Annotated in this window: 26 protein-coding genes; 10 read left to right on the top strand and 16 right to left on the bottom strand. The window is 65.3% G+C overall.

All coding sequences use genetic code 11. The features are described 5' to 3' along the window. Positions 1 to 30 precede the first annotated feature (30 nt). A complete protein-coding gene (locus N2605_RS20495) occupies positions 31 to 690 on the bottom strand; it encodes a peroxiredoxin (RefSeq protein ID WP_036011192.1) in 660 nt (219 codons plus the stop codon). Between the two features lie 393 nt (positions 691 to 1,083). Here N2605_RS20495 and N2605_RS20490 point away from each other — a divergent pair, with 393 nt between their 5' ends. After that, complete coding sequence (locus N2605_RS20490) at positions 1,084 to 1,656, top strand: hypothetical protein (RefSeq protein ID WP_036011195.1); 573 nt, start codon at positions 1,084 to 1,086, stop codon at positions 1,654 to 1,656. An 829-nt stretch (positions 1,657 to 2,485) separates the two neighbouring features. Here the strand turns inward: N2605_RS20490 and N2605_RS20485 are convergent. Both N2605_RS20485 and N2605_RS20480 read right to left on the bottom strand, forming a co-directional pair. Beyond that, positions 2,486 to 2,806 carry a response regulator transcription factor gene (locus N2605_RS20485; protein ID WP_260342451.1) on the bottom strand — a complete coding sequence of 107 codons (321 nt, stop codon included), beginning with the start codon at positions 2,804 to 2,806 and terminating at the stop codon, positions 2,486 to 2,488. A 42-nt stretch (positions 2,807 to 2,848) separates the two neighbouring features. Continuing rightward, entirely contained in the window at positions 2,849 to 3,100 is a 252-nt protein-coding gene (locus tag N2605_RS20480; protein WP_036013470.1) for an ABC transporter permease, read from the bottom strand. Here N2605_RS20480 and N2605_RS20475 point away from each other — a divergent pair. Next, complete coding sequence (locus N2605_RS20475; RefSeq protein ID WP_225114985.1) at positions 3,090 to 3,332, top strand: hypothetical protein; 243 nt, start codon at positions 3,090 to 3,092, stop codon at positions 3,330 to 3,332. The genes N2605_RS20480 and N2605_RS20475 overlap by 11 nt on opposite strands. A 174-nt stretch (positions 3,333 to 3,506) precedes the next feature. Continuing rightward, a complete protein-coding gene (locus tag N2605_RS20470) occupies positions 3,507 to 3,956 on the top strand; it encodes a hypothetical protein (RefSeq protein ID WP_225114984.1) in 450 nt (149 codons plus the stop codon). 1 nt (position 3,957) lies between these two features. Here the strand turns inward: N2605_RS20470 and N2605_RS20465 are convergent, their stop codons facing one another. Further along, the gene (locus tag N2605_RS20465; RefSeq protein ID WP_225114983.1) at positions 3,958 to 4,800 is read right to left on the bottom strand and encodes a GNAT family N-acetyltransferase; all 843 of its coding nucleotides are present in this window, start codon (positions 4,798 to 4,800) and stop codon (positions 3,958 to 3,960) included. A gap of 115 nt (positions 4,801 to 4,915) precedes the next feature. Between N2605_RS20465 and N2605_RS20460 the strand changes: the two genes are divergently transcribed. Further along, on the top strand, positions 4,916 to 5,620 hold the full coding sequence (locus N2605_RS20460) for an SDR family oxidoreductase (RefSeq protein ID WP_036013481.1): 705 nt from the start codon (positions 4,916 to 4,918) through the stop codon (positions 5,618 to 5,620). A 9-nt stretch (positions 5,621 to 5,629) separates the two neighbouring features. Here N2605_RS20460 and N2605_RS20455 read toward each other — a convergent pair whose 3' ends face one another. Continuing rightward, the gene (locus tag N2605_RS20455; protein WP_482151217.1) at positions 5,630 to 6,796 is read right to left on the bottom strand and encodes a serine hydrolase; all 1,167 of its coding nucleotides are present in this window, start codon (positions 6,794 to 6,796) and stop codon (positions 5,630 to 5,632) included. A 169-nt stretch (positions 6,797 to 6,965) separates the two neighbouring features. Here N2605_RS20455 and N2605_RS20450 point away from each other — a divergent pair, with 169 nt between their 5' ends. Together N2605_RS20450 and N2605_RS20445 are read left to right on the top strand one after the other, a co-directional pair. Further along, on the top strand, positions 6,966 to 7,352 hold the full coding sequence (locus N2605_RS20450; RefSeq protein ID WP_260342446.1) for an ArsR/SmtB family transcription factor: 387 nt from the start codon (positions 6,966 to 6,968) through the stop codon (positions 7,350 to 7,352). Positions 7,353 to 7,354: 2 nt separating this feature from the next. Continuing rightward, on the top strand, positions 7,355 to 7,846 hold the full coding sequence (locus tag N2605_RS20445) for an SRPBCC family protein (protein WP_128266320.1): 492 nt from the start codon (positions 7,355 to 7,357) through the stop codon (positions 7,844 to 7,846). Between the two features lie 109 nt (positions 7,847 to 7,955). Here the strand turns inward: N2605_RS20445 and N2605_RS20440 are convergent, their stop codons facing one another. After that, positions 7,956 to 8,843 (bottom strand): manganese catalase family protein, encoded by an 888-nt coding sequence (locus tag N2605_RS20440; protein WP_260342432.1) that lies wholly within the window; start codon positions 8,841 to 8,843, stop codon positions 7,956 to 7,958. 468 nt (positions 8,844 to 9,311) lie between these two features. Here N2605_RS20440 and N2605_RS20435 point away from each other — a divergent pair, with 468 nt between their 5' ends. Together N2605_RS20435 and N2605_RS20430 are read left to right on the top strand one after the other, a co-directional pair. Continuing rightward, positions 9,312 to 9,809: a ferritin-like domain-containing protein gene (locus tag N2605_RS20435; protein WP_260342430.1), complete on the top strand. Its 498-nt coding sequence runs from the start codon at positions 9,312 to 9,314 to the stop codon at positions 9,807 to 9,809. Between the two features lie 129 nt (positions 9,810 to 9,938). Next, complete coding sequence (locus tag N2605_RS20430; protein ID WP_081493004.1) at positions 9,939 to 10,205, top strand: hypothetical protein; 267 nt, start codon at positions 9,939 to 9,941, stop codon at positions 10,203 to 10,205. Positions 10,206 to 10,222: 17 nt separating this feature from the next. On the opposite strand, the gene N2605_RS20425 is transcribed toward N2605_RS20430, so the two are convergent. Genes N2605_RS20425 through N2605_RS20410 form a run of 4 tightly spaced genes read right to left on the bottom strand, consistent with a single transcriptional unit; the run spans position 10,223 to position 14,583 of the window. Next, complete coding sequence (locus N2605_RS20425) at positions 10,223 to 11,437, bottom strand: ABC transporter substrate-binding protein (RefSeq protein WP_260342428.1); 1,215 nt, start codon at positions 11,435 to 11,437, stop codon at positions 10,223 to 10,225. Positions 11,438 to 11,458: 21 nt separating this feature from the next. Then, positions 11,459 to 12,445 carry a Bug family tripartite tricarboxylate transporter substrate binding protein gene (locus tag N2605_RS20420; RefSeq protein WP_036013495.1) on the bottom strand — a complete coding sequence of 329 codons (987 nt, stop codon included), beginning with the start codon at positions 12,443 to 12,445 and terminating at the stop codon, positions 11,459 to 11,461. A 52-nt stretch (positions 12,446 to 12,497) separates the two neighbouring features. Further along, on the bottom strand, positions 12,498 to 13,694 hold the full coding sequence (locus tag N2605_RS20415) for a CaiB/BaiF CoA transferase family protein (RefSeq protein WP_225147645.1): 1,197 nt from the start codon (positions 13,692 to 13,694) through the stop codon (positions 12,498 to 12,500). Position 13,695: 1 nt separating this feature from the next. Continuing rightward, positions 13,696 to 14,583, bottom strand: a complete 888-nt coding sequence (locus N2605_RS20410) for an IclR family transcriptional regulator (protein WP_036029094.1) — start codon at positions 14,581 to 14,583, stop codon at positions 13,696 to 13,698. A 216-nt stretch (positions 14,584 to 14,799) separates the two neighbouring features. Between N2605_RS20410 and N2605_RS20405 the strand changes: the two genes are divergently transcribed. Next, a complete protein-coding gene (locus N2605_RS20405; RefSeq protein WP_260342422.1) occupies positions 14,800 to 15,642 on the top strand; it encodes a hypothetical protein in 843 nt (280 codons plus the stop codon). 63 nt (positions 15,643 to 15,705) lie between these two features. Here the strand turns inward: N2605_RS20405 and N2605_RS20400 are convergent, their stop codons facing one another. The 4 genes from N2605_RS20400 to N2605_RS20385 form a co-directional block, all read right to left on the bottom strand. After that, the gene (locus N2605_RS20400; protein ID WP_036029100.1) at positions 15,706 to 16,917 is read right to left on the bottom strand and encodes an ABC transporter substrate-binding protein; all 1,212 of its coding nucleotides are present in this window, start codon (positions 16,915 to 16,917) and stop codon (positions 15,706 to 15,708) included. A gap of 42 nt (positions 16,918 to 16,959) precedes the next feature. Beyond that, positions 16,960 to 17,811: a fumarylacetoacetate hydrolase family protein gene (locus tag N2605_RS20395; RefSeq protein WP_260342420.1), complete on the bottom strand. Its 852-nt coding sequence runs from the start codon at positions 17,809 to 17,811 to the stop codon at positions 16,960 to 16,962. A 23-nt stretch (positions 17,812 to 17,834) separates the two neighbouring features. Then, positions 17,835 to 19,358, bottom strand: coding sequence for a bifunctional 3-(3-hydroxy-phenyl)propionate/3-hydroxycinnamic acid hydroxylase MhpA (gene mhpA / locus N2605_RS20390; RefSeq protein ID WP_260342419.1), 1,524 nt, complete (start codon positions 19,356 to 19,358; stop codon positions 17,835 to 17,837). A gap of 72 nt (positions 19,359 to 19,430) precedes the next feature. Further along, positions 19,431 to 20,222: a DNA-binding transcriptional regulator gene (locus N2605_RS20385; protein ID WP_260342417.1), complete on the bottom strand. Its 792-nt coding sequence runs from the start codon at positions 20,220 to 20,222 to the stop codon at positions 19,431 to 19,433. 148 nt (positions 20,223 to 20,370) lie between these two features. On the opposite strand from N2605_RS20385, the gene N2605_RS20380 reads away from it, so the two are divergent. Beyond that, positions 20,371 to 21,354 carry a VOC family protein gene (locus N2605_RS20380; RefSeq protein ID WP_260342416.1) on the top strand — a complete coding sequence of 328 codons (984 nt, stop codon included), beginning with the start codon at positions 20,371 to 20,373 and terminating at the stop codon, positions 21,352 to 21,354. Positions 21,355 to 21,372: 18 nt separating this feature from the next. Here the strand turns inward: N2605_RS20380 and N2605_RS20375 are convergent, their stop codons facing one another. Next, positions 21,373 to 22,035: a response regulator gene (locus N2605_RS20375; RefSeq protein WP_260342414.1), complete on the bottom strand. Its 663-nt coding sequence runs from the start codon at positions 22,033 to 22,035 to the stop codon at positions 21,373 to 21,375. Beyond that, on the bottom strand, positions 22,032 to 23,414 hold the full coding sequence (locus N2605_RS20370; protein WP_260342413.1) for a sensor histidine kinase: 1,383 nt from the start codon (positions 23,412 to 23,414) through the stop codon (positions 22,032 to 22,034). The genes N2605_RS20375 and N2605_RS20370 overlap by 4 nt, the downstream gene beginning before the upstream one ends. Positions 23,415 to 23,480 lie beyond the last annotated feature (66 nt).

Genomic DNA, 23,480 nt, shown 5'->3' with positions numbered 1-23,480 from the left:
TTTGGGGCCGCTATCCGCGACCGCCAAAAGTCATCTGGGCTGCGGGACGATGCGGATGTAGGGCTTCGGCTCCTTCCAGCCCTGCGGATAGATCGTCTTGGCCTCGTCGTTGGAGACCGAGCCCGCGATGATGACGTCGTCGCCCTGCGACCAGTCGGCCGGGGTGGCGACGCGATGCTTGGCGGTGAGCTGGAGCGAGTCGATGACGCGCAGGATCTCCTGGAAGTTCCGGCCCGTCGTCATCGGATAGACCAGCACCAGCTTGATCTTCTTGTCCGGGCCGATGATGAAGACGTTGCGGACGGTTTGGTTGTCGGCCGGCGTGCGGGTGAGGGGATCGCCAGAGGTCGAGGCTGGCAGCATGCCGTAGAGCTTGGAGACGTTGAAATCGGTGTCGCCGATCATCGGGTAGTTCGGCGCGGCGCCTTGGGTCTCCATGATGTCTTCCGACCATTTGGCATGACGGTCGACCGGATCGACCGAGAGGCCCATCAACTTGACCCCGCGCTTGTCGAATTCCGGCTTCAGCTTGGCGAGGGCGCCGAGTTCGGTGGTGCAAACCGGCGTGAAATCCTTCGGGTGTGAGAACAAGAGGGCCCAGCTGTTGCCGATCCAGTCGTGGAATTTGATCTTCCCTTCGGTGGTTTCGGCTTCAAAGTCAGGGGCGGTGGCGCCGATCGGAAGTGTCATGATCTTACCTCATCTCATTGAATCTAATCGAGAATTCGTCTCCGGCCGTCACATCCATTATAAGGGCTTCGCCGGCCTAAGTGAACGCCAACTGAACCGGCTCAAGTAAAATGTGAATTCCTTCTTTGAAGAGCCGATTTTCTAGCAACTTATTGTTACAGCGGCAGCTGCGGCGAAACAGCTCCACCCGGGGTCACACGGTCTCGCTCGCCCCGATAATGCCTTTTATGACTTTCATCACGCTCGCCCGGCGCGTTCTAGAACCAGATTGGTCCTGATAGCGACCAATTGGCAACCATCTAGAAAAGTCGCGATCCCCGTATCGAATCGTTAACCACCCCTTTACGCCGGCATGGAAATGCTGGTCGATCAGAAGAAGTCTGGAAGTGAACTATGTCCGCCGCTGCGCCTAAGCCCACCGAGCCGTCGTCCCTCGTGCCGTCCTGCCGCGATACTGCAGCTCATGCCCTTTCCGTCGTGCGGGACGGCGTGATCACGGGCGAAGGCCCGACCACCAAGGGACGGGTGCATTTCTCCCGCTCGCTCGACGCCGATGACACCGCCTGGTGCGTGCGCATCCTCACCGCCACCGCCGTCAACGACCAGCCGGTCAGCCGCGCCGAGGCCGAAGTTCTGTTCGAGATCAACGAGGCCGCGACGGAGCGCACCGATGGCGGCCGGTTCGACGACCTGCTTGCCAAGGCGGTCGCCCATTATGCCGCGAGCGCCTCGGGCCTGAAGGTGCCGCCGCGCAGCGTCGCGCTGTCGGCCGACACCGAGATCGAGAGCTGGGCGCCGTCCTATGCCTCCAAGGTCAACAGCGAGATGCTGGAGTGGATCGCCGGCCAGATGCGTGGCAAGCGCCAGAACAACCGTCGCCTGATGGCGATGGTGGCGACCTTCCTCGGCGCCACCGCACTGCCTCTGGCGGGCCAATTGCCGAACGTGTTCGACATCGGGATGTAAGGCAAATGGGCCGCGGTCGCGGCTCGCAACTCGTGTCACGCTTGCGTCCGGGGCACGAGACTACCGTATTGTGACACCGCTGTCTCAACAGCGTCATTGCGAGCGCAGCGAAGCAATCCAGAATCTTTCCGCGGATACATTTCTGGATTGTTTCGCTGCGCTCGCAATGACGGAGCAAGTTGCGACACCGCGTCTCTCCAATTCGCGTGACTCGCAGGCACGCTGGCGCATCCTCGCGGCTCATTTCGCCCGAGCTTTGCCTGTCGTCCCACCCTCAATCGAAAGAGGGCGCAGGGAAGACCGGGTGCCGGCCGGGCACCCACGGTCCACTGTGCGAAAGGTGGCAACGAAGAATTTGCACAGCGGCATACAGGTGAAGCCAAACATCCGGCCTTCCCTGCGCAGTGGCTTTACGGCTTATGTCGTGCTCTCCCCGGGGAGCGATGCACTATTGCCCCCGTCGCCTTGCGGATGGCTGACGCGTGGGCCCGGTTGGGCAACCACATCACCGCAAGACTTGACGCACAGACCCCGGGCGTCAGGACCACACGATTTTGCCGTACGCCGATGACACCGGTCGTATGCGCGAGGTCTTTGCTCACGGCTCTCCGCCCTGCAAACCCCTTTCGCGCCAACGCCATCAGCGTCCACCGCCCCCCGGCCCGCGTTCGTGACGATCGCGATACGCCCCTCTTCCTTGGGCCGGGTTGCGCGACACATAGGCGATTTCCGAATTTCGGTAAAGCGGAATATTTTGGGCCGCGTGCGTTGACCCATAGATTGGATGTTTTGCCCGTCGGGCAACGCAAGGGATGGTGGCTGCAACCATTCAATCCGGCGCGGTCTGCGCCGTCGGTGGATTCCGTGCAAGCGCCTGCGCCGGCTTCGTCGCGGCCGGATAGAGCTCGGTCTTGGCGAGATCGCGCCGGAGCGACGATGGCGCCGCGTGCAGGGCAAAGGCGATCGCGATCTGCGTTCTGTTCTGAAGCCGGTACTTGCGCATGATGTTGCCGACATGCGCCCGCACCGTGTTCTCCGAGATGTTGAGCTCGTAGGCGATGTTCTTGTTCTGCATTCCCCGCGCGATCAGCGTCATCAGCTCCCGTTCGCGCGGCGTCGGTGCGATCAAGTCCTTCGGATCCGAGCTCATGGCTGATGCCTCCCTGGCCTTTGCGAACATCCCGGCATGCTCTCACTCCGTCTTGAGCGCCTCGATCGGGCTCAGCTTGGACGCCTTGTGGGCTGGATAGAAACCAAAGACGAGGCCGGTCGCGATCGAGAAGACGAGAGACAGGCCGATCGCCTGGCCGTCGATCGAGGTGACCCAACCGGCCATGCGGGCGACCGTCATCGAGAGCGTGATGCCGCCGGCGACGCCGATGGCGCCGCCGAGCAGGCAGAGGACGAGCGCTTCGCAGAGAAACTGCAGACGGATGTCGCGCATTCGCCCGCCGAGCGCCCCGGGCGACGGTCACACCACCGTGGTCCAGGACGAGAACGGCACCTCGGTGATCACGCAGAGCGGTGATCCGGCGGAGGCCGAGGTCACGATCGAGAAGGAGCCCGGGCGCACGACGGTCACCCGCCGCAGCGGCGGCAACACCGCGATTGTGACACAGGGCAGCGCAAGCCCGCAGGACATGCTCGACTGGCTGCGCAAGCTGCAGGGCCACTGACGCGTGAAGCCATTGAAATAAGAGAGGAATTCCGGGCGTTCTGCCGCACCTTGTTCCCGGTTATTCGCGTGCCTTAACCAATAATTAATTATACGTTTGCGGGTGGGCGACAGCCCGGCCTAGCCTCCTTTCGGGGAGCCGCTATCGCGAAGCCAAACGAGTGTGGTGCGTATCATGATTGCCAGATCATATGGGGCGTTGTTCGCCTCGCTCAGCGCAGCTGCGCTGCTGCTTAGCTCCAGTGACAGTCTTGCCGGACCCGCCGGCGCCACTGCGTCAGGCGTCGCAACTGCCGCCGCGCCGCCGGCTGCGGCACGTCCGGCGATCGGGCCGGGCGCCAGGTTCCACCGCCGCAGCGCTCCCTGGGTCTATTGGCCGGGCGGCGGCAGCTACTTCTACGACGGCGCCGGCTACAGCCAGCCCTTCGCCGATGTGAACCAATCGCTCTCCGCCGATGTGCGCTACACCTACACCTATGATGTGCCCTGGGACTGGACGCATCGCTATCCGCCGAACGTCGTGCCGTCCAATCGGCCCTACGTGCCGAGCTGCCCGACGGAGCAGGTGACGGTGCCCGGCCGTGGCGGCAGCGAGCACACCGTCAACATCATGCGCTGCTACTGAGTTAGCCCAACTCGAAGCTGGTGACGCCGAAGACGCGGTCGAGCCGCAGCGGCGCGATCTGCCCCGTATACATCCGCGCCGTCTCGAACACCGGCTCGAGGCCGAGCTCCTCGGCGAGCGCGATCGCGACGGGATTGACGGCGGGGACGTCGAGGAAGACCTCGCCGGCGCCCGCGCTTCCGAGCAGCGCCTGCACGACTTGATCCGCGGCGTCGCGGTCGTCGGCGACGAGCGGGCCGATCTTGTAGCCCGTCCGGCAGGGCCGGATCACACCCCATGCAGCGAGCCTACCCTCGCGCAGCAACGCGCGGCCGACATGACCTCGCGTGTTGATCCAGGCGCGCAGGAAGGCGCTGCGCGCGGCGGGGAATACACGGGCGTCATCGGCGTCCACCAGCGCAAACGGGACCTTGTCGAGCGCCACGACATCGGCCGGCGGCTTGACGGATCCCGCAACGGTGCCGCCATAGCGGATGTTGGCGTAGGCGAGCCGGAATCCCGACTTCTTGTAATTCTCCTGCTGCGCCACCACGCCGTCGAGGCCGATCACGCGCGCGCCTGCATGCGCAATCGCGGCATTCCAGATGCGTAGGCCATGGCCCGCGCCGCGAAAGCGCTCGCGCACGATGTAGAAGCCAAGGAAGGCGAAGCGGTCGTCGTAATTGACGCAGGAGACGGTCGCGACCGGCTCGCCGTCGATCTCGCCGACGAAGAAGCCTCGGGCATCGGGGATCGCGAAGCAGGCGGCATCCGCCAGCCCCGGATTCCAGCCCTCCGCCGCGGCCCAGTCGACGGCGAGGGCGATTTCGTCGGGGCGCAAATTGCGGATCTGCAGATCACTCATTTCAAGCGCCTCATGATGGATGCCTTCGCCATGGACCTGCCGACGGGTCTGGCTGTAGAAGGCCTCATGATAGGCCGAGCCTGCGGCTCGCCTCAACTGAAGGGATCATCGGATCATGGCAGTAGAGAAGGTTGCGCTCGTCACCGCCGGCGGCAGCGGCATGGGGGCGGGGGCTGCGCGGCGGCTGGCGGCGGACGGGTTTGGCGTCGCGATCCTGTCGTCCTCGGGCAAGGGCGAGGCGCTGGCGGCCGAGCTCGGCGGGCTCGGCGTTACCGGCTCGAACCAGTCGAACGACGACCTGAAGCGCCTCGTCGAGGCTGCGATGGCGAAGTGGGGACGGATCGACGTTCTCGTCAACAGCGCCGGGCACGGGCCGCGTGCCCCCATCACCGAGATCACCGACGAGCAGTGGCACACCGGCCTCGACACTTATCTCTTGAACGTGATCCGTCCGACCCGGCTGGTGACGCCGCTGATGCAGGCGCAGAAGGGCGGCGCCATCATCAACATCTCGACCGCCTGGGCGTTCGAGCCCAGCGCGATGTTCCCGACCTCGGCGGTGTTCCGCGCAGGGCTCGCCGCCTTCACCAAGATCTTCACCGACGCTTACGCGGCCGACAATGTCCGCATGAACAACGTGCTGCCGGGCTGGATCGACAGCCTGCCGCAACAGGACGCGCGGCGCGACAGCGTGCCGATGAAGCGCTACGGCAAGGTCGAAGAGGTCGCGGCGACAATCTCGTTCCTGGCCTCCGACGGCGCCGCCTACATCACCGGCCAGAACATCCGCGTCGACGGCGGGCTGATGCGCTCGGTCTGAGCGGCGGCCTCAATGTGAGGCGATGAGCCGCGCCAGCTCCGGCAGGATCTTGTAGCGGGCGATCTCGTGCGGATACTCGCCGCGATTGGCCAGCAGGACGATGCCGATCCGCCGCGCCGGCACCAGGCCGATATAGCCGGAGGCGTTGTTGAGTCCGCCGGGCTTGTCGACGATGGTGACGCCTGGAACGCGCACGGTCTCCCAGGCCAGGCCCTGTCCGAATCTTTCGTCGACGCGGAAGGCCTCGCGCTGCGTCAGCCGCAACGCCTCGCGCAAATGCGGGTCGATCGCGCGGCCGTCGACGCAGGCGGCCGCGAAGGCGGCAAGGTCGCGGGCGGAGGCGAACATCTGGCCCGTGCCGGGAAAATCGAAGTAGCTCTGCTGGTTGCCGATCGGCCCGATCGCCATGCCCTGGTCGGAATAGCCCTGGACCACGCGCTGCATCGCCGCCGCGTCCATGACGGCGCGATGGTCCGGACCGCGCTCGGGGAGGAAGGTGGAGCCCATGGCGAGGGGGCGGAGAATGCGGTGCTGGATCAGCGCATGGATCGGCTTGCCGTAGCAACGCTCGAGCACGAGCTGAAGCAGCACATAGCCGGCATGGGTGTAGACGCGTTGCCGGCCAGGTGCGATGCCGGGTGTCGGCGTGAAGGCGTTCAGCAGGGCGATGAACTGCTCGCGCGTAAACTCTTCGTTCGGCCAGGGCGGATGGTCGGTCGGCAGCAGCAGGCCCGACGTGTGCGTCGCCAACTGGCCCACAGTGACGTTGCGGATGTACTTGCCGCTCAGCTCGGGCAGGTATTTCGGCAGACGATCGTCGAGCCGCAGCTCGCCGCGCAGCACGCCGAGCGCCACGAGCGTGGCCTCGAACGGCTTTCGCAACGAGGCGAGGTTGAACAGCGTGTCGGGCGTCACCTTCCGTCCGGTCGCATCGTCGGCGAACCCGTAGCTGAAGAACTCGACATGGCGGCCGGCATAGAGCGCTGCGGCGAGGCCGCCCGCATGGTCCGCCGTCGCGGTCGGCGCCAGCGCGCCGGCGACGATGTCGCGCATTTGCGCAATCATATCGGAATCGGCCGAGGCGCGGCGCTGGCAAAGCGCCATCGCCATCGCAATGGACGCGGCCTGGGCGAAGACTCGCCGGGTGATCGGGGATGAGATGACAACGGGCGCCACGTGCTCTGATCGATCATGCTGATGCGCCCCCGGGATGGTTTTAGTGAGGAGGGCGCGAGGTCCCAACTCACGATTGCGCGTTGTGGGTTCCCGCCAATCCAGATCACAAAACTGAGCCGTTCGGCTAACAATTGTTGACGTCCGCGATCCTGCGTGTATAGTTAGCTTCATGGCTAACCAATTATCCAACCTCGACCAGATCTTCGCCGCGCTCGCCGATCCGACGCGGCGGGCGATCGTGATGCGGCTGTGCGCGGGCGAGGCGTCGGTCGGCGAACTCGCCGGTCCCTTCGAGATGGCGCTGCCGAGCTTCATGAAGCACATCCATGTGCTGGAGACGAGCGGGCTCGTTCAGTCCGAGAAATCGGGACGCGTGCGCACCTGCCGTCTCAGCGCGGATGCGCTGGTCGGCGCCGAGGATTGGTTCCAGCAGCAGCGCGCGGTCTGGGAAGCGCGGCTCGACCGGTTCGAGGCCTATGTGATGAAGCTCAAGAAAGAGAAGGAAAGGGCGGCCGCCAAGCGGCCGTCCCGAACAACCGAACGGAAAGGTTCCTGACAATGACGAGTTCTGCCAACCCCGCTCTGTCGCAATGGTCGCTCGACCGCGAGATCGTGATGTCGCGCGTGATCGACGCGCCGCGCGATCTGGTGTTCGAGGCATGGTCCGACCCGAAGCATCTGCCGCAATGGTTCGGCCCGAAGGGCTTCAAGGTCGAGACCTTCGAGATCGACGTGCGCGTCGGCGGCGTCTGGCGCTTCAACATGATCGGGCCCGACGGTACGGTCTATCCGAACCGGATGCGCTTCCGCCGCATCGAGCGGCCCTCGCTGATGGAGATGGATCACGGTACCGACCAGGATGACGATCCCCGCATGTTCCGCTTCACCGTCACCTTTGCCGAGCAGAGCAACGGCAAGACCGTGCTGATGATGCGGCAGCTGGCCTCGAGCACCGAGCAGCGCGATGGCATGATCGGCTTCGGCGCCGTCGAATACGGCTACCAGACGCTCGACAAGCTGGCGGCCTATGTGGCGGGCATGAAGCGGTGAAGGCAGCCTCGTCATTCCCGGGCGCCTGAGATGGCGAGCCGGGAATGATGGAGTGCGCGAACACATTTTGATCAAGCCGCCGTCGAAATGGCGGCTTGCCTTGTACAGGTCAGGTCAGCGCGTTGGTGACCGGCGGCTCCTGCATCTGCTCCACTTGCGCGGCGCTGTCGGGACGTGCGGGTCCAAGCACGGGCTCGTCGCCGAGCGGCTCGAAGGCGGGGCGGAAGCTGAATTCGCCGCGGCCGTCGAGCGACGGACCTTCGTTGTAGCGGCCTGGCTCGAGCGGCGCTCCGCTGCGCTCGGTACCCATGAACATGTAGCTGAACTCGGTCGCTTCCTTGCTCCGGTCGAAGCTGTTCGGAATCGGCAGCGCGGCATCTCCGCCCAACTCCTCGATCACGGCGAGCCATTGCTCCTGATGCATGGTGTCGCGCGCGATCAGGTAGCCGAGCATGTCCTGCATGCCCGGATCGCTCGTGGAGTTGAAGAGGCGCACCGCCAGCGTTCGGCCGGTGGCTTCGGCGGCCACGTTGCAATACATATCGGCGGCGAGATTGCCGCTGGCGTAGATGTGCGAACAATCGAACGGGACGCCGTCGGCGTTGGCCGGGAAGGCCGCCATGCCCGTCGACAGGATATGCCGATGCAGCATGCCCTCGATCACGTGTCGCGGCCGCTCGCCGCCGGACATCACCGCGCCGACGATCGGATTGCCCTGCATGCTGCTCTCCTGCATCGTCGCCGGTGCATTTTCCAGGTTCAGGGCGACCGCGGTCGAAAGCATCTCGATGTGGCTGATCTCCTCGGTTGCGGTGTTGAGCAACACGTCGCGATATTTGGCCGGACCGCGCGCGCCCCAGGCCTGGAAGAAATATTGCAGGCAGACGCGGATCTCGCCCTCCACGCCGCCGATCGCCTGCTGCAGCTGGCGGGCGAAGATCGGATCGGGCTTCTCGACCCTGACCGGGTATTGCAGTCGCTTGTCGAAATAGTACATGCGCAACTCCTTTTTGTTCTGTCGATATTGGCGCAATGAAGCCCGTGGGGTTGCGTTCCTAATCATCTGCAATCGCAGTTCAGAACTCGCCGACCGCAGAGCCGAAACGGACGCGGCCCCCGCGACCGTTCCTATGCGCGTCGATGGGAAGGCTCGGCGACCTCGTCGAACGATCCGGCGATGCCCGCGTCGACCAGCACCGCGACATCAGATGGTCATTGTCGTTTGGGTGAGGGCGCAACTTCGCGCTGTGACCACGCGCTGCTGTGAACGGCGGGGCGCAGCCGGCGTTCCCGCGGTCGAAGACCACGTTTGCGTTTGGCTATCGCAGGTTAGCGCTGGGTCCGTCGGCCGGAACAGGCAACGAAGACATGGTCTCTCCTGCGGCAATCAGCGCGGCCGTGTTAGGAACAATCGCCCGTGCTTCCCGGTTGCGCGAACGACGCCAGTCAAATGGAGAACAGGAAAATGGCCAATGCAGCCCGCGATACGTTCGTGGTGGGACTACGCAATGCGCATGCGATGGAAGTGCAGGCGCGAGAGTTGATGGAGCGCCAGTCGGAGCGGCTGGACGAATATCCCGAGGTCAAGGCGAAGATCACGGCGCACCTTCAGGAGACCAATGAGCAGCTGCGTCGCCTCGAAAAGTGCCTGGAAGCCTGTGGCGAGAGCACGTCGAGCCTGAAGGATACGGCGCAGTCGGTGATGGCCAACATGATGGCCATGGCGCATTCGGTTGCCAGCGACGAGATTCTGAAGAACACTTTCGCGAACAACGCCTTCGAGAATTTCGAGATCGCCGCCTACAAGTCGCTGCTCGCGCTGTGCGGCGCGGCCGGCATGCCGGAGGCGAAGGAGCCGCTCGAGACGTCATTGAAGGAGGAGCAGCGCATGGCGGCCTGGATCGATTCCAATGTCGAGAAGGTCACCATGGAGTACCTCACGCATCAGCGCCAGGCCGCGTAGTTCTTCGCGTTCCTCGCTGACAGCGAACCACCGGCGCGCCCCGCGGCCGGTGGTTTTTTCGCGCCGCCGGGTTCCCTGCCATCTGCGCGTGAGCCTAGGAACGATCGCTGCGATCAGGCTTTGGCAGTGATGACGCACATCATCTTCAGCGATTACCGCAATCCGGCGGCGGAGCAGGCCTACGAGATCGCCTGGGACTTTCTTACGCGAACGGGCGCCATCAGCGACGAATTCGACGCCTGCGTGTTCCTGGCGCAGCGCATCACCGTGATGGTCGAGGAGGGACACACGAATCGGATCCGCATGGCCAACCGCGCGATCTCCGAATACCAGCGCCATGCCGCGGAACGCGACGATCTCATCCGTGGCGGCGGCCGTTACGCCGAAAGGCGTTGAGCGCCGGCGAAGCGGGTTCACTCCCTGGCTTCGTCCGTGACGATGTCGCCGAGCTTCTGCCAGCGCTGGCCGTCGAACTGCACCATCTGGAACTGCTTGTTGACGCGATAGTCCGTCGGCGTGGTCGTGACCGAGATCCCCGGGAGCGTCAGGTCGAGCTCGACGTTCTTGAGGTTGGCCGCCTGTCGCATCACGTTCTCGCGGGTCAGATCGTCGCCGCATTGCTTCAGCACTTGCACCAGGAGCTGCGCGGTGATGTAGCCGTAGACGTTCAGGTTCGAATCCTTGTCGCCCTCAGGATAGTACTTGGCCATGAAGGCGAGGTAGCGCTTCATGCCCGGGTCGTCCTTCCATTCGGGATCCGCGGCATCCTTGACGTATCCGACGCTGATGATGCCCTTGGAATTGTCGAGCCCGGCGGGCTTGAGCACGGCGCTGAGCGAGGAGGCGTTGATGTCGATGATGTGCAGCGCCTTCCAGCCGATCTCGGCGACCTTCTTGATGGCCTGCGCGGCCTGCTTCGGCGTGGTCGCGCTGAACAGCACGTCGGCGCCCGCATCCTTCAACCGCAGGATCTGCGAGTCGATCGTCGGCTCGTTGATCTCGTAGGAGGTCTCGGCGACGACCATGCTCGCCTTGTTGCCGAGGCCCGTCTTGAGGCCGGCGAGATAATCCTTGCCGAGATCGTCGTTCTGGTAGAGCACGCCGATTTTGGCGTTCGGATGGTTCTTCAGGAGGTATTGCGCATAGATCCGGCCCTCGACGAGGTAAGAGGGGTTGAAGCCCATGGTCCAGGGGAAGTTCTTTGGATCGGTGAAGCGTGCGGCGCCGGTGGCGGCGAAGAGCTGCGGGATCTTCTTGGCGTTGAGATATTTCTGAACGGCGACGTTCGGGGCGGTGCCGATGATCTGGAAGGTCAAAAGCACTTCGTCGCTTTCGACGAGCTTGCGGACCTGCTCCACCGTCTTCGGCGGCGAATAGGCATCGTCATACTGGATCAGCTCGACCTTGCGGCCGTTCACGCCGCCCTGGTCGTTGATCATCCTCAGATAGGCGGCCTGGGTCTTGCCGATCACCGCGTAGGCCGAGGCCGGGCCGCTGAGCGGCACGGTCTGGCCCACCTTGATCGCGGTGTCGGACGCGCCGGGATCGTATTTCTTTTGTGCCTGCGCTGCCGCGACCGAGAGGAGAAGGGCGGAGGCTGCGATGAATTTGGTGACGACGTTTTTCATGTCGGTTTCCTCCAGCAATCCTCATTCGCCCTTGAGGCCGGCGTCGCGGATCAGCTTGGTCCATTTCTGCGTTTCGGCGTCGATGAACTTGCTGAACTCGGCGGCGGTGCCTGGGCGCACTTCGAGGCCCTGCGCGGTCAGCTTGTCCTTGATCGCAGGCTCGGCGAGCGCCCGCAGAACCTCGGCCTGGAATTTGTCCACGATGGCGCGCGGCGTCGTGGACGGCACCATGAAGCCGTACCAGCCGGCCGCAGCCACATTGGGAAAGCCCTGCTCGCGCAGCGTCGGTGCCTGCGGATACAGCGCGCTGCGCTCGGCCGAGGCGACGCCGAGCACGGTGAACTTGCCGCTCTGGATGTAGGGCAAGGCCGTCGGCAGCGCGGTCAGTGTGGCGTCGACGCGTCCGGCGAGCAGCTCGGTGTAGGAGGCCGCATCGCCCCGGAACGGGATGTTCAAACCCTTGACGCCCGCGTCGCGGAACAGGAGCTCTCCGGCAAGATGCGGCTGCGAGCCGGCGCCTGGGGAGGCGAAGGTGAGGCCGTCGGGCTTGGATTTGCCGTAGGCGATCAGGTCGGGAAGCGTCTTGAACGGCGCGTCGGCGCTGATGATGAGGAACAGCGGCGCGATCACCACCATCGCCACCGGCGCCAGATCCTTGCGCTCATAGGTCAGCTTGCCGAACAGCGCCTCGGCGGTGGCGTAGGGCGCCGCGACATAGAGGATGGTGTAGCCGTCGCCCGGCGCATGGGCGACCATGTCGTTGGCGATGCGCGTGCCGGCGCCCGGCTTGTTCTCGACAATAAACTGCTGACGCAGGCTGCGGCCGAACTCTTCGGCGAGCAGACGCAGCGAGATGTCGTTGGACCCGCCGGGCCCGTAAGGCGAGATCAGACGGACCATGCGCGAGGGCCAGGCGTCCTCGGCATGTGCCCTCATGCCTGAGCCGGCCGCGAGCCCGCCCGCGATCGTGCCCAGCAGAGCTCGCCGCGTCACCTTGAACGATGCCACTGTTGTCTTCCTCCCTGTATTTGTTTCTCTTTTATCTGCCGCTCTTACGACCTCAGATCACCTTTCGTTGGGTGAGCTGCTCGATCCTGGCGTCCGAGAGCCCGAGCCAATCCCGGTAGACCTCGTCATTGTCCTGGCCGACGTCGCCCGCGGCATGGCGCAGGCGCGCGGGATCGACGGTGAAACGCGGCACGACATTGGTCATGGCGACCGTGCCGAAATCCCGGTCGGCAACGCGCGTGATCACCTCGCGCGCCTTCACCTGCGGGTCGTCGGCGATCTGATCTATCGAATAGATCGGGGCGAGCGTTCCCTGCGCGGCGTTGAAGCTCGCGAGGACCTCGTCGAGGGGATGCGCGGCGCACCAGGCCGCGAAGATGTCGTTGAGTTCGACGGCGTGCTTGACGCGCTGCTCATTGCCGGCAAAGCGCGGATCCGCGATCAGATCGGGGCGGCCGATCGCCCGGCAGTTCGCTGCAAAGAGCGCGTTGGTCGAACCTGCGAGCGTGACCCAGTGACCGTCGCGGGTGCGAAACACCGCGGCCGGTGCTGAATAACCATTGGCGTTGCCGATGCGGCTGCGAACGGTGCCGAGCTGGTCGTGCTCGATGGCGAGGACGTCGAGCAGGCGGAAAGTGGCTTCGGTCAGCGCGAGATCGATCTCCTCGCCCGGCGCATCCGGGTCGCGCGCCCGCTTCCACAGCGCTGCCAGCACGCCGACGGCGCCGAACAGGCCGCCGATCGAATCCCCGATCGGGTATCCGGGATGGGTCGGTTCGCCGCCGCTCTCGCCGGTGATGTAAGTCAGTCCGCCCATGGCCTCGAAGATGCGGGCGAAGCCGGGGCGCTCCCGATAGGGACCATCCTGCCCGAAGGCGGTGGCGCGCAGAATCACGAGACGCGGCTGGATCGACCACAGCACCTCCTTGGGAAGCCCCCAGCGATCCAGCGTTCCCGGACGAAAATTCTCGATCAGCACGTCGAAGCGTGGAAGCAGCTGCTTGAACAGCGCAAGCCCTTCCGGCGTGCGCAGATCGAGCGTGGCAAACTTCTTGTTGCGGTTGGCGGCCTTCCACCACAGCGGCTTGCCGTTCTTGAACGGCGGAAACGACCGCACGCCGTCGCCGTGCCCGGGCATCTCGATCTTGAGCACGTCCGCGCCGTAGTCGGCCAGCAGCGTGGCGGCGAACGGCGCGGCGATGATCGTCGCGATGTCGAGAACCTTCAATCCTTCGAGCGGTCCAGCCATATCATGTTCCGGCGCTTGTGATTTTCTTGGTTTTGCGCGGCGGCGGCTTGAGCTCGGCCTGCCCGACCATGGCGCGGATGCTATCGGCGAGCGCCGCGATGCGCGGACCGATTTCGCCCTCGAGCTGCCCGGGCTGCAGCCGGAAGGCGGGGATGCCGCAATTGATCGAGAATGATTGTTTCGCTTCGCCGATATGAAACAGCGGCGCGGCGACGGCATGGATCGAGGCCATGTACTCGCCCCAGCAGGTGCAGAAGCCGCGGCTTTTGCATTGCGCGATGCCGGCGCGGTATTTGTCGCGGAGCGCCGACCACAATCCGGCATCCTCGGCGGCGAGATTGCGTTCCAGCCGGTCTGCATCGGCCGGCGGCAAGGTCGCCGCCGCGGCGCGGCCCATGGCGGTCATCACGACGGGAATGGGCATGCCGATGTCGGGCACGTGCGGGCCGACATCGCCGGAGCGCGCGGTCTCGACATAGATCATCGACGTCGCATCGAGCAGGCCGATCGACACCGTGCCGCGGACGCTGTGCGCCAGCTCCTGCATCATCGGCCGCGCCACCTGGCGGAATTGCATTCCGGCGAGCAGGGGATGCGCCATCCGCAGCGCCCGTGCACCGACGCGGTACTTCGACCGCTCGGCGTCGTAGCGGAGATAGCCGAGCTCGGCCAAGGTATGGGTCAGCCTCGCCACCGTCGGGCGCGGGATGCCGGTCAGCGTCGACAGCTCCATGTTGCCCAGCAGCGTGCTCCCGGCCTTGAACGCCTCGAGCACGACGAGCCCCTTGGCCAGAGTGGTGGCGAAAGCGGCGTCATCAGCGCTCTCGGCCAGCACGGCTGCGGCAGAGGAGAGCGGGCGCTGCGGCTTGGGTGAGTCAGTCGGAGCCATCCGGGCATATCAGACGGACGGATTTCGAATGTCCAATAGATTCGCCATCCATAAGAAAATTGTCCGATATGTGGACACTCGGCTCGCAGCGCTTCTTGCGCCTTCCGAGCACCGCTGGAACGACCGGGCACACAGATTTTTGTCGTGATTGCGTGTCGTTCTGTGACAGGATTATTACGACGACGTGTCAGATCGATAATTTTTGCGGAGCGGTTCATGTTGCAGTGGCAGGCGCGGTCAAATCCCCTGGCGTGGTGGTGGGGATCCCTCACGCTTGTGAGCAGCGCCAATATCCTCGTCTGGTTCATGCTCTATCGTGAGTTCTATCCGACGCCTTCGGCCAGCCTCGGTGGCGGCTCGGACATCGGGTTGATGTTCCTGCTGTGCGCCGGCTATGTGTTCGGCTGCGCCTTCCGTTCGGTGCTGCCGCGCGCCGACGTGCAGCGCATCTGCCTGTTCGACACCTGGCTCTCCAGCGTCGCCGTCGGCCGGACGGTGGCGACGGTGGCCGAGCTCTGCTTCGCCGCGCAATGGGCCATCATCCTGCATCAGCTCGGCAAGATGACGGGCGCGGAGACCGCGGTGAACATCGCGCTCGTGATCGTGCCGATCATCGTCATCGCGGAATGCTTCTCCTGGTACGCGGTGGTGACGACCAACTTCCTCTACAACGCGATCGAGAATTCGCTGTGGGCTGTGACCTTCTTCCTGGCCGGCATCGCGCTATGCCGTCTGATGCCGGAATTCCAGGGCGTAGTGCGCTGGGCGCTGATGTCAGGCATCGTCGGCATCGCCTGCTTCCTTGCCTTCCTCATCACCGTCGATGTGCCGATGTATCTCAGCCGCTGGCGGGCAGGGCATGAAGAGGGCAACACATTCCTCGGCTTCCTCGAAGGACTGCATGACGTCTCGACGCGCTGGGTGGTGACCCATGACATCGCGCACTGGAAGGGCGAGCTGACCTGGATGTTCCTGTATTTCAGCGCCGCGGTGTGGTCGAGCCTCGCGCTCTGCGCGCTCTACGCGATGGAAGGCTATCTGACGCGCTATCTCGCCTGACGGTCAGATTCCAACTTGACGCGTTCTCTGAAGCGAAGCGGTATCCACTTCGCTTCAGAGGCTTTATTTGCCGACCAGGCTGCATTTGCTGCGATCGAGCGGGCGGAAGGCCTGGTCGGGCGGGATCGTCGCGACCAGCTTGACGAAGTCCCACGGGCCCTTGGATTCCTCCGGTGTCTTGACCTGCACCAGATAGAGATCGTGCACCATGCGTTGGTCCTCGCGAATGCGGCCGTTGGGGGTGTAGGCGTCCGACACCGGCGTCGCCTTCATTTTGGCCATCACGACGGCGCCCTCATCGGAACCGGTGTCCTTCACGGCCTGCAGATAGTGGCGCACGGCGGAATAGACGCCGGCCTGAATCTGCGAGGGCATCGCCTTGCGGCGAGCATAGAAGGCATCGGAGAATTTCCGGGCTGCCGGCGAGACATCCTCGAAGAAGGAGGTGACGATGAGATCACCGCGCGTCGCTTTGAGCCCAACCGCCTCGATGTCGACGTTCTGGAACGACATCGGCACGATCTTCATGCCTTGGCTGGCGAGGCCGAACTCCTCGGCCTGCTTGATCGCGGTCGCGTTGTCGCCGGCAACGTTGATGGCCAGGATCTTGGCGCCCGACGACTGCGCCTGGAGCAGGAATGAGCTGTAATCGGGCGTGCCGAGCTGCGCCTTGACGCTGCCGGCGACCTTGCCGCCGAGTGCGGCGATGCGCTCGCGTGCGGTCACCTCGATCGAATGGCCGAAGGCGTAGTCGCCGGTGATGAAGAACCAGGGCTCCTTGCTGGTCTGCATGATGCCGGAGACCACGGCGGTCGCGGTGGAATAGGCGTCCTGGGTCCATTGCACGCTGGTTGGCGCGCACGCTTCATCGGTCAGCTGGTTCGCGCCGGCGCCGGAGATGAGGAATATCTTGCCGTTGCCGCGCACCAGCTCCTGCACCGCCAGCGCTGCGCCGGAGCTGCCGCCATCGGCGACGGCCTGGACGCCGTCGCTGAACCATTTTCGCGCCAGCGATGCGGCGAGATCCGGCTTGTTCTGGTGATCGGCCTGCAAGATCTCGATCGGCTTGCCGTTGATCTTGCCGCCGAACTCCTCGGCGGCCATTCGCGCCGCTTCGACCGAGCCCGGACCCATGGCGGTTGCAAACACGCCGTTCATGTCCGTGAGGACGCCGATGCGGATGGCCTCGCCCTTGATCTCGGCCCGCGCGGGGAGGGGCGCGAGCGCAAGTGCGATCAGGAGGGTGGCGACGGAGTTGGTGCGGGTCGTGCCCATGGCGTTTCCTTGATGTTATCGTTGATTGATCGGTGTTGACGGTCAGGCCTGTTCGGCGATCACCGAGTTGCGCAAGGTGCCGATGCCGGAAATCTCGACCTCGACGGTGTCGCCGGGGCGCATCCACAGCGGCGGCGTGCGCTTGGCGCCGACACCGCCCGGCGTGCCCGTGACGATGACGTCGCCGGGCACGAGCGGGCAGATGGTGGAGATGTAGGCGATCAGCTCGGGGATGGCTGTGATCAGGAGATCCGTCGTGGTGTTCTGCACGACGTTGCCGTTGAGCCTTGTCTGCAAGGTGAGCTTCGACGGATCCGGAATCTCGTCGGTCGTCACCAGCCACGGACCGAAACTGCCGCTCTCGGCAAAGGTCTTCCCGGCGAGGAATTGGCTGGTGTGGCGCTGCCAGTCGCGGATGCTGCCTTCGTTGTAGCAGGAATAGCCGGCGACGTGGTCGAGCGCGCGGCCAGGGGGGATGTGACGGCCCGCCTTGCCGATGACGAGCGCGAGCTCGCCTTCGTAGTCGAAGTCGTCGCTCACCCCAGGTTTGACGATGGGCTGGAGATGGCCAACCTGGCTACAGGCGAAGCGCGCAAACAGCGCCGGCTTTTCGGTGACGGTGCGGCCGGTCTCGGCGACGTGATCGCGATAGTTGAGGCCGACGCAGATGATCTTGCCGGGATCGGGAATCACGGGCGCGAAGTTGATCTTGTCGAGCGGATGATCAGGGGCCGCGGAGGCGGCCAGCCTTGCCGCCTCGGCGAGCTGACCGGCTTCGAGCAGCTCCCGCAGCGTGGTGCACCCCGCTATCCGCGCGCCGAGATCGACGACACCGTTGTCCTTGACGGCGCCGAAGGTGGGGCGTCCGTCGGCGAGGAAAGAAAGCAGCTTCATGAAATGTCCTTGACAGGGTTCGGTCAGGCCGCGGAGGGCGCTTGGGCTGAAGGAATTCGGGTTGGAGGCGCGATGGCGGCGATGAGGCGGTCGAGCTCGGCCTCGTAGCGGGCGGAGCCGCGGATGTAACGGTCGGGACGAACCAGTGCGGCGATGATGCCGTGCTCGCGCAGCCAGGGCCCAAGATCGTTGGCATCGTCGCTGGTCAGGATCTTGATCCCCGTCTGCGACAGCGCGAGACGCGATGAGAGTGCCGCCGCCGTCTCGACGAGCAGCACGTGGTTGTAGCCGGTCCGGTCATCGCTGCGGCTGGCGTCGGTCAACGTGAACTGCGGCGCGAGATGTCCGGCGAGCGGCAGGTCGCCGAACACTAGTCCGGGGCCGAGCAGGGGCTTCTTCACGTCCAGTTTGACCGGCGCGTTCTCGCGCGCTTCGCCGGCGGCAAGGCCGGCCTCGATCGCCTTGGTGTTGATGACACCGCCGAGGCGAATGGCGAGCTCGATGAACGCGCGCACATGCGGCAGCCGTTCGCTCTGATAGGTGTCGAGCAGATCGGGCGCGGCGCCTTCGCGGATCACGCTCGCCAGCTTCCAGGCGAGGTTGGCGGCATCGCGAATGCCGGCGCACATGCCCTGGCCGAGGAACGGCGGGGTCTGGTGCGCAGAATCGCCCGCGAGCAGCAATCGCCCGTTCCGCCATTGCTGCGCGATGACCGAATGGAACGTGTAGACCGCGGCGCGCTCGATCTCGGCATCGGCGGGCGTGATCCAGCGCGACAGCAGCTCCCAGACCTTCGCGGATTGCGCAACGTCCTGCGAATCCTCGTCCGGGAGAACCGTGATCTCCCAGCGGCGCCGCATGCCGGTGCCGCGTACATAAGTTGCCGGCCGCCTGGGATCGCAATGCTGGAGGCTGTAGTCACCGAGGTCGTCGCGCGCGCGATTGAGCAGGACGTCGATCACGAGCCAGCGCTCGTGGAAGCCGAGGTCGTCCATGCCCGAACCGATGAAGCGGCGCACTAGGGAGCGGGCGCCGTCGCAGCCGATCACGTAGGCGGTTCGGACCTCGCTGAGCCTCCCGTTGGAGAGGTCTTCGCAGCGGACGCGCACGCCGTGCTCGTCCTGATCGAGCGCGAACACCTCGCAGCGGTTGCGCAAGGTGACGTGCGGCCAGCGGGCGAGGCCGCCGATCAACACATCCTCCAGATCCGGCTGGTGGAAGCGGTAGCTGAGATGCCAGCCCATCGGGGTCAGCGTCTGCGGACGGGACCAGTCCAGCAGCATGCGGCCGGCTGCATCGAGAAACAGCATGCCGGGACTGAGAATGACGTGCGGCAGGATCGCCTCGGCAAGCCCGATGGTCTGGAACACGCGCATGCATTCATCGTCGAAATGCACCGCGCGCGGCAGATGATAGGTCCGCGCCTCGCGCTCCAGCACCAGAGTCCGCACGCCGCACAGGCCGAGCAGGTTGGCGAGCGTGGCGCCCACCGGCCCGCGGCCGACGATCACGACGTCAAACTCTTCCGGGGTGGATTTATCTTGCATGGGGTATCTCTTCCCCAAGCAGGGCCGGCGCATCAACGCCGGCGCGGCAAGTGTCCGCCCAGCGGACGGCTTCTATTCCGCAACAGGAATGGCCGACGCCGTTTCCAGCAGCTGGCTCGCAAACTGCGCGACCGCTTCCTCGATCCCCAGCGCCGAGCGGATCCAGATGATCGAGATGCAGCCGAATACGGCGCCGTCCCGCACGATGGCAACGGCAATCGAAGCCGTCTTGGGATTGTATTCGCCCTCGGTTCGGATCGCGTAACCTCGCGCCGCGGTCTCGGCGATCATGCGGTCGAGCCGGCCCTGGTCGAGGAAGGGGCGGTCGTCGGCCTCATCGATGCGGCGGAGATGATTGATGATGAGATCGCGTTCGCGCGCTGGGCAGGCGGCGAGATAGGCGCGGCCCGCAGACGTGCGCAGCATCGGCAGGCGCTTGCCGATCATGCCGCGATCGATCGAAAGGGGGCTGCGAGAGTGCGTGGTCTCCTGCACCACCATCGCCGCGTTCTCGTAAGTCGAGAGATCGACCGGCCAGACCAGCTTCTTGCTGAGATCGGCGAGAAAAGGCGCCGCCGCCTGGCAGATCACCACGCCGGGATCATAGCCGTCGCCGAGGCTTAGGGCACGCCGGGTGACCCGAAACCGGTCGTCGCTGGCGCTGCGGGCGATATAGCCGAGCTCCTCCAGGGTTTCGAGGAGGCGGTAGACGGTGGGTCGAGGCAGGTCGAGCGCGCGGGCAACGTCGCCGGCGCGGATGCCGCCGGAGCGGTTGACCTCCTGCAGCACGTCGAGTCCGCGCTTGAAGGCGCGGACGCCCTCAGACTGCCGGGGCTGGCCGTTCCGCGTCCGCTCCTTGGACACTTCCTATTTCCTCCCTTGTGGCACATCGCGGCGCGCTTATTGTCGCCTGCGAACGCGAGGCGATTGCGGAACGCCACCGTAGGATCGCGCGCGGCCGGTATCAAGCTCGCCGCAACACGGCGACCGCGATGCCTTCGGGAGGAGTTCGATGGAAATCGCAGCGCTCGGCTATATCGGAATCAGCTCATCACAGCTCGAGCAGTGGAGCCGGATGGCGACCGGGCTGCTCGGCATGCAGCAGGTCGATCGCGGCGGCAAGATGCGGGCCTTCCGCATGGACGACCGCAAGCAGCGGCTGATCGTCGACGGCGGCAGCGATGCTGGCCTTGCGGTGATGGGATGGGAAGTTCCTTCGACCGTCGAACTGGATAAGCTGGCAGGACGGCTCGAAAGCCATGGCATCAGGGTGGCGAGGGGCTCGCGCGCACTCGCTGACGAGCGGCATGTCGCCGAGCTGATCGCGTTCACTGACCCCGCCGGCAACCGGCTGGAGGCTTTTTGCAAGCCGGAGCTTGCGAGCGAGCCGTTCAGGCCGGGTCGCCCGATCTCGGGCTTCCGCACCGGCGCGCTCGGCATGGGGCATGTCGTGCTCAATGTGGAGGACGTGGAGCCGCTGTTGCCGTTCTATCGCGACGTGCTCGGCTTTCACGTCTCCGATTTCGGGCTGAAGCCTTACAGGCTTTATTTCTTCCACGTCAACGGCCGCCACCACTCCTTTGCGATGGTCGGCTCGGGGCGAAAGGCGATGCATCACTTCATGGTCGAGCTCGGCTGCCTCGATGATGTTGGGCAGGGCTACGACCTCGCGCAGATGGACGAGGGGCGCATCGCCTACACGCTGGGCCGGCACACCAATGACCACATGACCTCGTTCTACGTGAATACGCCGTCCGGCTTCTTCATCGAATATGGCTGGGGCGGACGCGTCATCGATCCCGAGACCTGGCAGCCGCACGAGACCTTTGATGGGCCCTCGCTGTGGGGCCACGAGCGGCTGCATATGCCGGAAGAGCAGCGCAAGCGGTTGCGCGAGATGCGGCTGGATGCGGCTGCCCGCGGCGTGCGCGTCGCCGATCCGCGCGTGCCGCCACTCAACTGCGCGTGGCTGGACTCGGTGGTCGCGCGTGAGTGACCTGCGGCGACGTCGCGATCAGGCTTCGCCGAGATCGACCTCGGTCAAGATGCCCTGGCGCAGCGCCAGCCGGACCAGCTCGATGTCGGAGCCGACGCCGAGCTTGTCCTTGATCAGCGAGTGCAGGTTCGCCACCGTCTTCGGGCTGACATGCAGCGTCTCGGCGATCTCCTCCGTCGTGTTCTCGGCGAGCAGCAGCCGCAGCACCTCGAATTCGCGTGGCGTCAGCACGTCGGCAGCGGAGGTTTCGCCGCTGATGCGACTGAGCGCAAGCTCGTGGTCGATGTCGGGGCTGATGGCAATCTTGCCGGCGAGCACGTCCTTGACCGCGCGCACCAAGGTCTCGGGCGGGCTGGTCTTGGTGACGTAACCCCGTGCACCGGCGCGGATCGCCTGCACGGCAAATCCGGCGTTCTCGTGCATGGTGAAAACGAGAATCCGTGCCGCCTTGTCCCACTGCCTGATCCGCCTGACGGCCTCGATGCCGCCTATGCCGGGCATGCTGAGGTCCATGATGACGAGGTCGGGCGTCTCGGATTTGTAGAGGCGATAGGCTTCCGCTCCGTCGGCCGCCTCGGCGACAACGCGCAGGCCCGGCTGCTTCTGCAGCACCGAGCGATAGCCCTCACGGACGACGGAATGGTCGTCGACCAGCAGGATGGTTGCATCCGCTGTGCTCATGCCGCATGCTCCAGGGCCTCAGAGGCGGCAGCCGGGAGCGGAATGAATACGCGCAGCGAGGAGCCCTGAAGGCCGGTCTCGAAGCTGAGCCGGCCGCGAAGCGCGGCGACGCGCTCGCGCATGCCTAGCAGGCCCATTCCGGACTTAGCGGCAGCTTCGTTCGGCCGGCCATCGTCCTCGATCGCGAGCGCGATCTCGCTGTCGGCCATGGTCAGATGCAGGCTAACCTTCGTTGCACCGGCATGCTTGGCCGCGTTGGTGAGTGCCTCCTGCACGATGCGGTACAGGTTGGCACTGACAGAGGCGGGCACGCTGTCGAAGGCGCCGTCGAACCGGATATCGAAGCGCGGCTGGCCGCGGCTGCGGCCGTTCCACCCCGAGACCAGGCCTTCGAGGCTGGCGACCAGGCCGAGCTCCTCGACATCGGGCGGCCGCAGCCGGAACAGCGCACCGCGCAGCGTCTCCATCATGCCGGTCGCGGTGCGGGCAATGCTGTCGCATTCGCCGAGCAGGTCGGGACAGTCCTGCGCCGCAGTCTGGCGGGCGGATGCGGCCAGCGCGCGGATCGCGGCGAGGGACTGGCCGAATTCGTCGTGCAGTTCGCGGGCGAGATGGCGGCGTTCCTCGTCCTGGAGCGCGATCAGCTTCCGCGTCAGCTCGTTGCGCTCGGCAAGCGCAGTGTCGAGGCTTTCGGCGAGATGGTTGAAGACGTCGCGGATGGCGGAGAGCTCGGCGAGGTCGAACGGCGGCAACCGCGTGGTGAGGTCGCCGGCGGCGATGCGTTCGAGGCCGCTGCCGATCATGCGGGTGGGACGCAGGGCGCGGGCCAGCGCGGCATAGACCAGCGCGCAGAGCAACGGCAGCGCGATCGCAAGCGCGATCATCAGGCGGCCGGCCTCATGCCAGGCCTCTACCGTCTGCACCGCCGGGTCGATCGAGACCACGGTCTCGCCGAGTTTGGTTCCGCGCACGATCACGGGCCGCGCCGCCTCGCGGCCGGGGTCGAACAGGCTGCGATAGAAGGCGGAGAAGGCTTGCGGCGGCGGGCTCGCCGGGGCAGGCGCGCCGCTACAAAAGCGCTGCAGCATGTCGCCGCTCGCGCTGCGGAAGCCGAGGCAGAGGCCGGGCGTCATCACATGGGCCGACACCGGGTCGAGGTCCGGAAAGTCCGAGCGGGGGCTCGCCGCCCACTGCACCTTGCCTTGCTGCAGCTCGAGCGTCTTGGCCACGATGGCGGCGATCCCGTCGATCCGCGCATGCGCGGCGCTATCGGCGGCGACGAGGAAATAGGTCGAGATCACGGCGAAGCAGGCAGCCGAGATCGCGGCCACGCGCAGCGTCAGACGGACCTTGAGATCGAATCTCGGGCGATTCCACATCGGCTTGCACCTGGTGCGAACGGGCTTGTCGCGCCTCATTAAAGGGCAGAACGCCGGCGGCGGGAA

The sequence above is a fragment of the Bradyrhizobium yuanmingense genome (genome assembly GCF_025200905.1).
GTDB lineage: Bacteria > Pseudomonadota > Alphaproteobacteria > Rhizobiales > Xanthobacteraceae > Bradyrhizobium > Bradyrhizobium yuanmingense.
The sequence above is the reverse complement of the archived record's forward strand: the minus strand, read 5'-3'. Positions and strand labels throughout refer to the sequence as shown.

Bases quoted from the DNA above. Each gene is read 5' to 3' on its own strand.
- N2605_RS20495 (WP_036011192.1), bottom strand. From the start codon at position 690: ATGACACTTCCGATCGGCGCCACCGCCCCTGACTTTGAAGCCGAAACC.
- N2605_RS20490 (WP_036011195.1), top strand. From the start codon at position 1,084: ATGTCCGCCGCTGCGCCTAAGCCCACCGAGCCGTCGTCCCTCGTGCCG.
- N2605_RS20485 (WP_260342451.1), bottom strand. From the start codon at position 2,806: ATGAGCTCGGATCCGAAGGACTTGATCGCACCGACGCCGCGCGAACGG.
- N2605_RS20475 (WP_225114985.1), top strand. From the start codon at position 3,090: ATGTCGCGCATTCGCCCGCCGAGCGCCCCGGGCGACGGTCACACCACC.
- N2605_RS20480 (WP_036013470.1), bottom strand. From the start codon at position 3,100: ATGCGCGACATCCGTCTGCAGTTTCTCTGCGAAGCGCTCGTCCTCTGC.
- N2605_RS20470 (WP_225114984.1), top strand. From the start codon at position 3,507: ATGATTGCCAGATCATATGGGGCGTTGTTCGCCTCGCTCAGCGCAGCT.
- N2605_RS20465 (WP_225114983.1), bottom strand. From the start codon at position 4,800: ATGAGTGATCTGCAGATCCGCAATTTGCGCCCCGACGAAATCGCCCTC.
- N2605_RS20460 (WP_036013481.1), top strand. From the start codon at position 4,916: ATGGCAGTAGAGAAGGTTGCGCTCGTCACCGCCGGCGGCAGCGGCATG.
- N2605_RS20450 (WP_260342446.1), top strand. From the start codon at position 6,966: ATGGCTAACCAATTATCCAACCTCGACCAGATCTTCGCCGCGCTCGCC.
- N2605_RS20445 (WP_128266320.1), top strand. From the start codon at position 7,355: ATGACGAGTTCTGCCAACCCCGCTCTGTCGCAATGGTCGCTCGACCGC.
- N2605_RS20440 (WP_260342432.1), bottom strand. From the start codon at position 8,843: ATGTACTATTTCGACAAGCGACTGCAATACCCGGTCAGGGTCGAGAAG.
- N2605_RS20435 (WP_260342430.1), top strand. From the start codon at position 9,312: ATGGCCAATGCAGCCCGCGATACGTTCGTGGTGGGACTACGCAATGCG.
- N2605_RS20430 (WP_081493004.1), top strand. From the start codon at position 9,939: ATGACGCACATCATCTTCAGCGATTACCGCAATCCGGCGGCGGAGCAG.
- N2605_RS20425 (WP_260342428.1), bottom strand. From the start codon at position 11,437: ATGAAAAACGTCGTCACCAAATTCATCGCAGCCTCCGCCCTTCTCCTC.
- N2605_RS20415 (WP_225147645.1), bottom strand. From the start codon at position 13,694: ATGGCTGGACCGCTCGAAGGATTGAAGGTTCTCGACATCGCGACGATC.
- N2605_RS20410 (WP_036029094.1), bottom strand. From the start codon at position 14,583: ATGGCTCCGACTGACTCACCCAAGCCGCAGCGCCCGCTCTCCTCTGCC.
- N2605_RS20405 (WP_260342422.1), top strand. From the start codon at position 14,800: ATGTTGCAGTGGCAGGCGCGGTCAAATCCCCTGGCGTGGTGGTGGGGA.
- N2605_RS20400 (WP_036029100.1), bottom strand. From the start codon at position 16,917: ATGGGCACGACCCGCACCAACTCCGTCGCCACCCTCCTGATCGCACTT.
- N2605_RS20395 (WP_260342420.1), bottom strand. From the start codon at position 17,811: ATGAAGCTGCTTTCTTTCCTCGCCGACGGACGCCCCACCTTCGGCGCC.
- mhpA (WP_260342419.1), bottom strand. From the start codon at position 19,358: ATGCAAGATAAATCCACCCCGGAAGAGTTTGACGTCGTGATCGTCGGC.
- N2605_RS20380 (WP_260342416.1), top strand. From the start codon at position 20,371: ATGGAAATCGCAGCGCTCGGCTATATCGGAATCAGCTCATCACAGCTC.
- N2605_RS20375 (WP_260342414.1), bottom strand. From the start codon at position 22,035: ATGAGCACAGCGGATGCAACCATCCTGCTGGTCGACGACCATTCCGTC.
- N2605_RS20370 (WP_260342413.1), bottom strand. From the start codon at position 23,414: ATGTGGAATCGCCCGAGATTCGATCTCAAGGTCCGTCTGACGCTGCGC.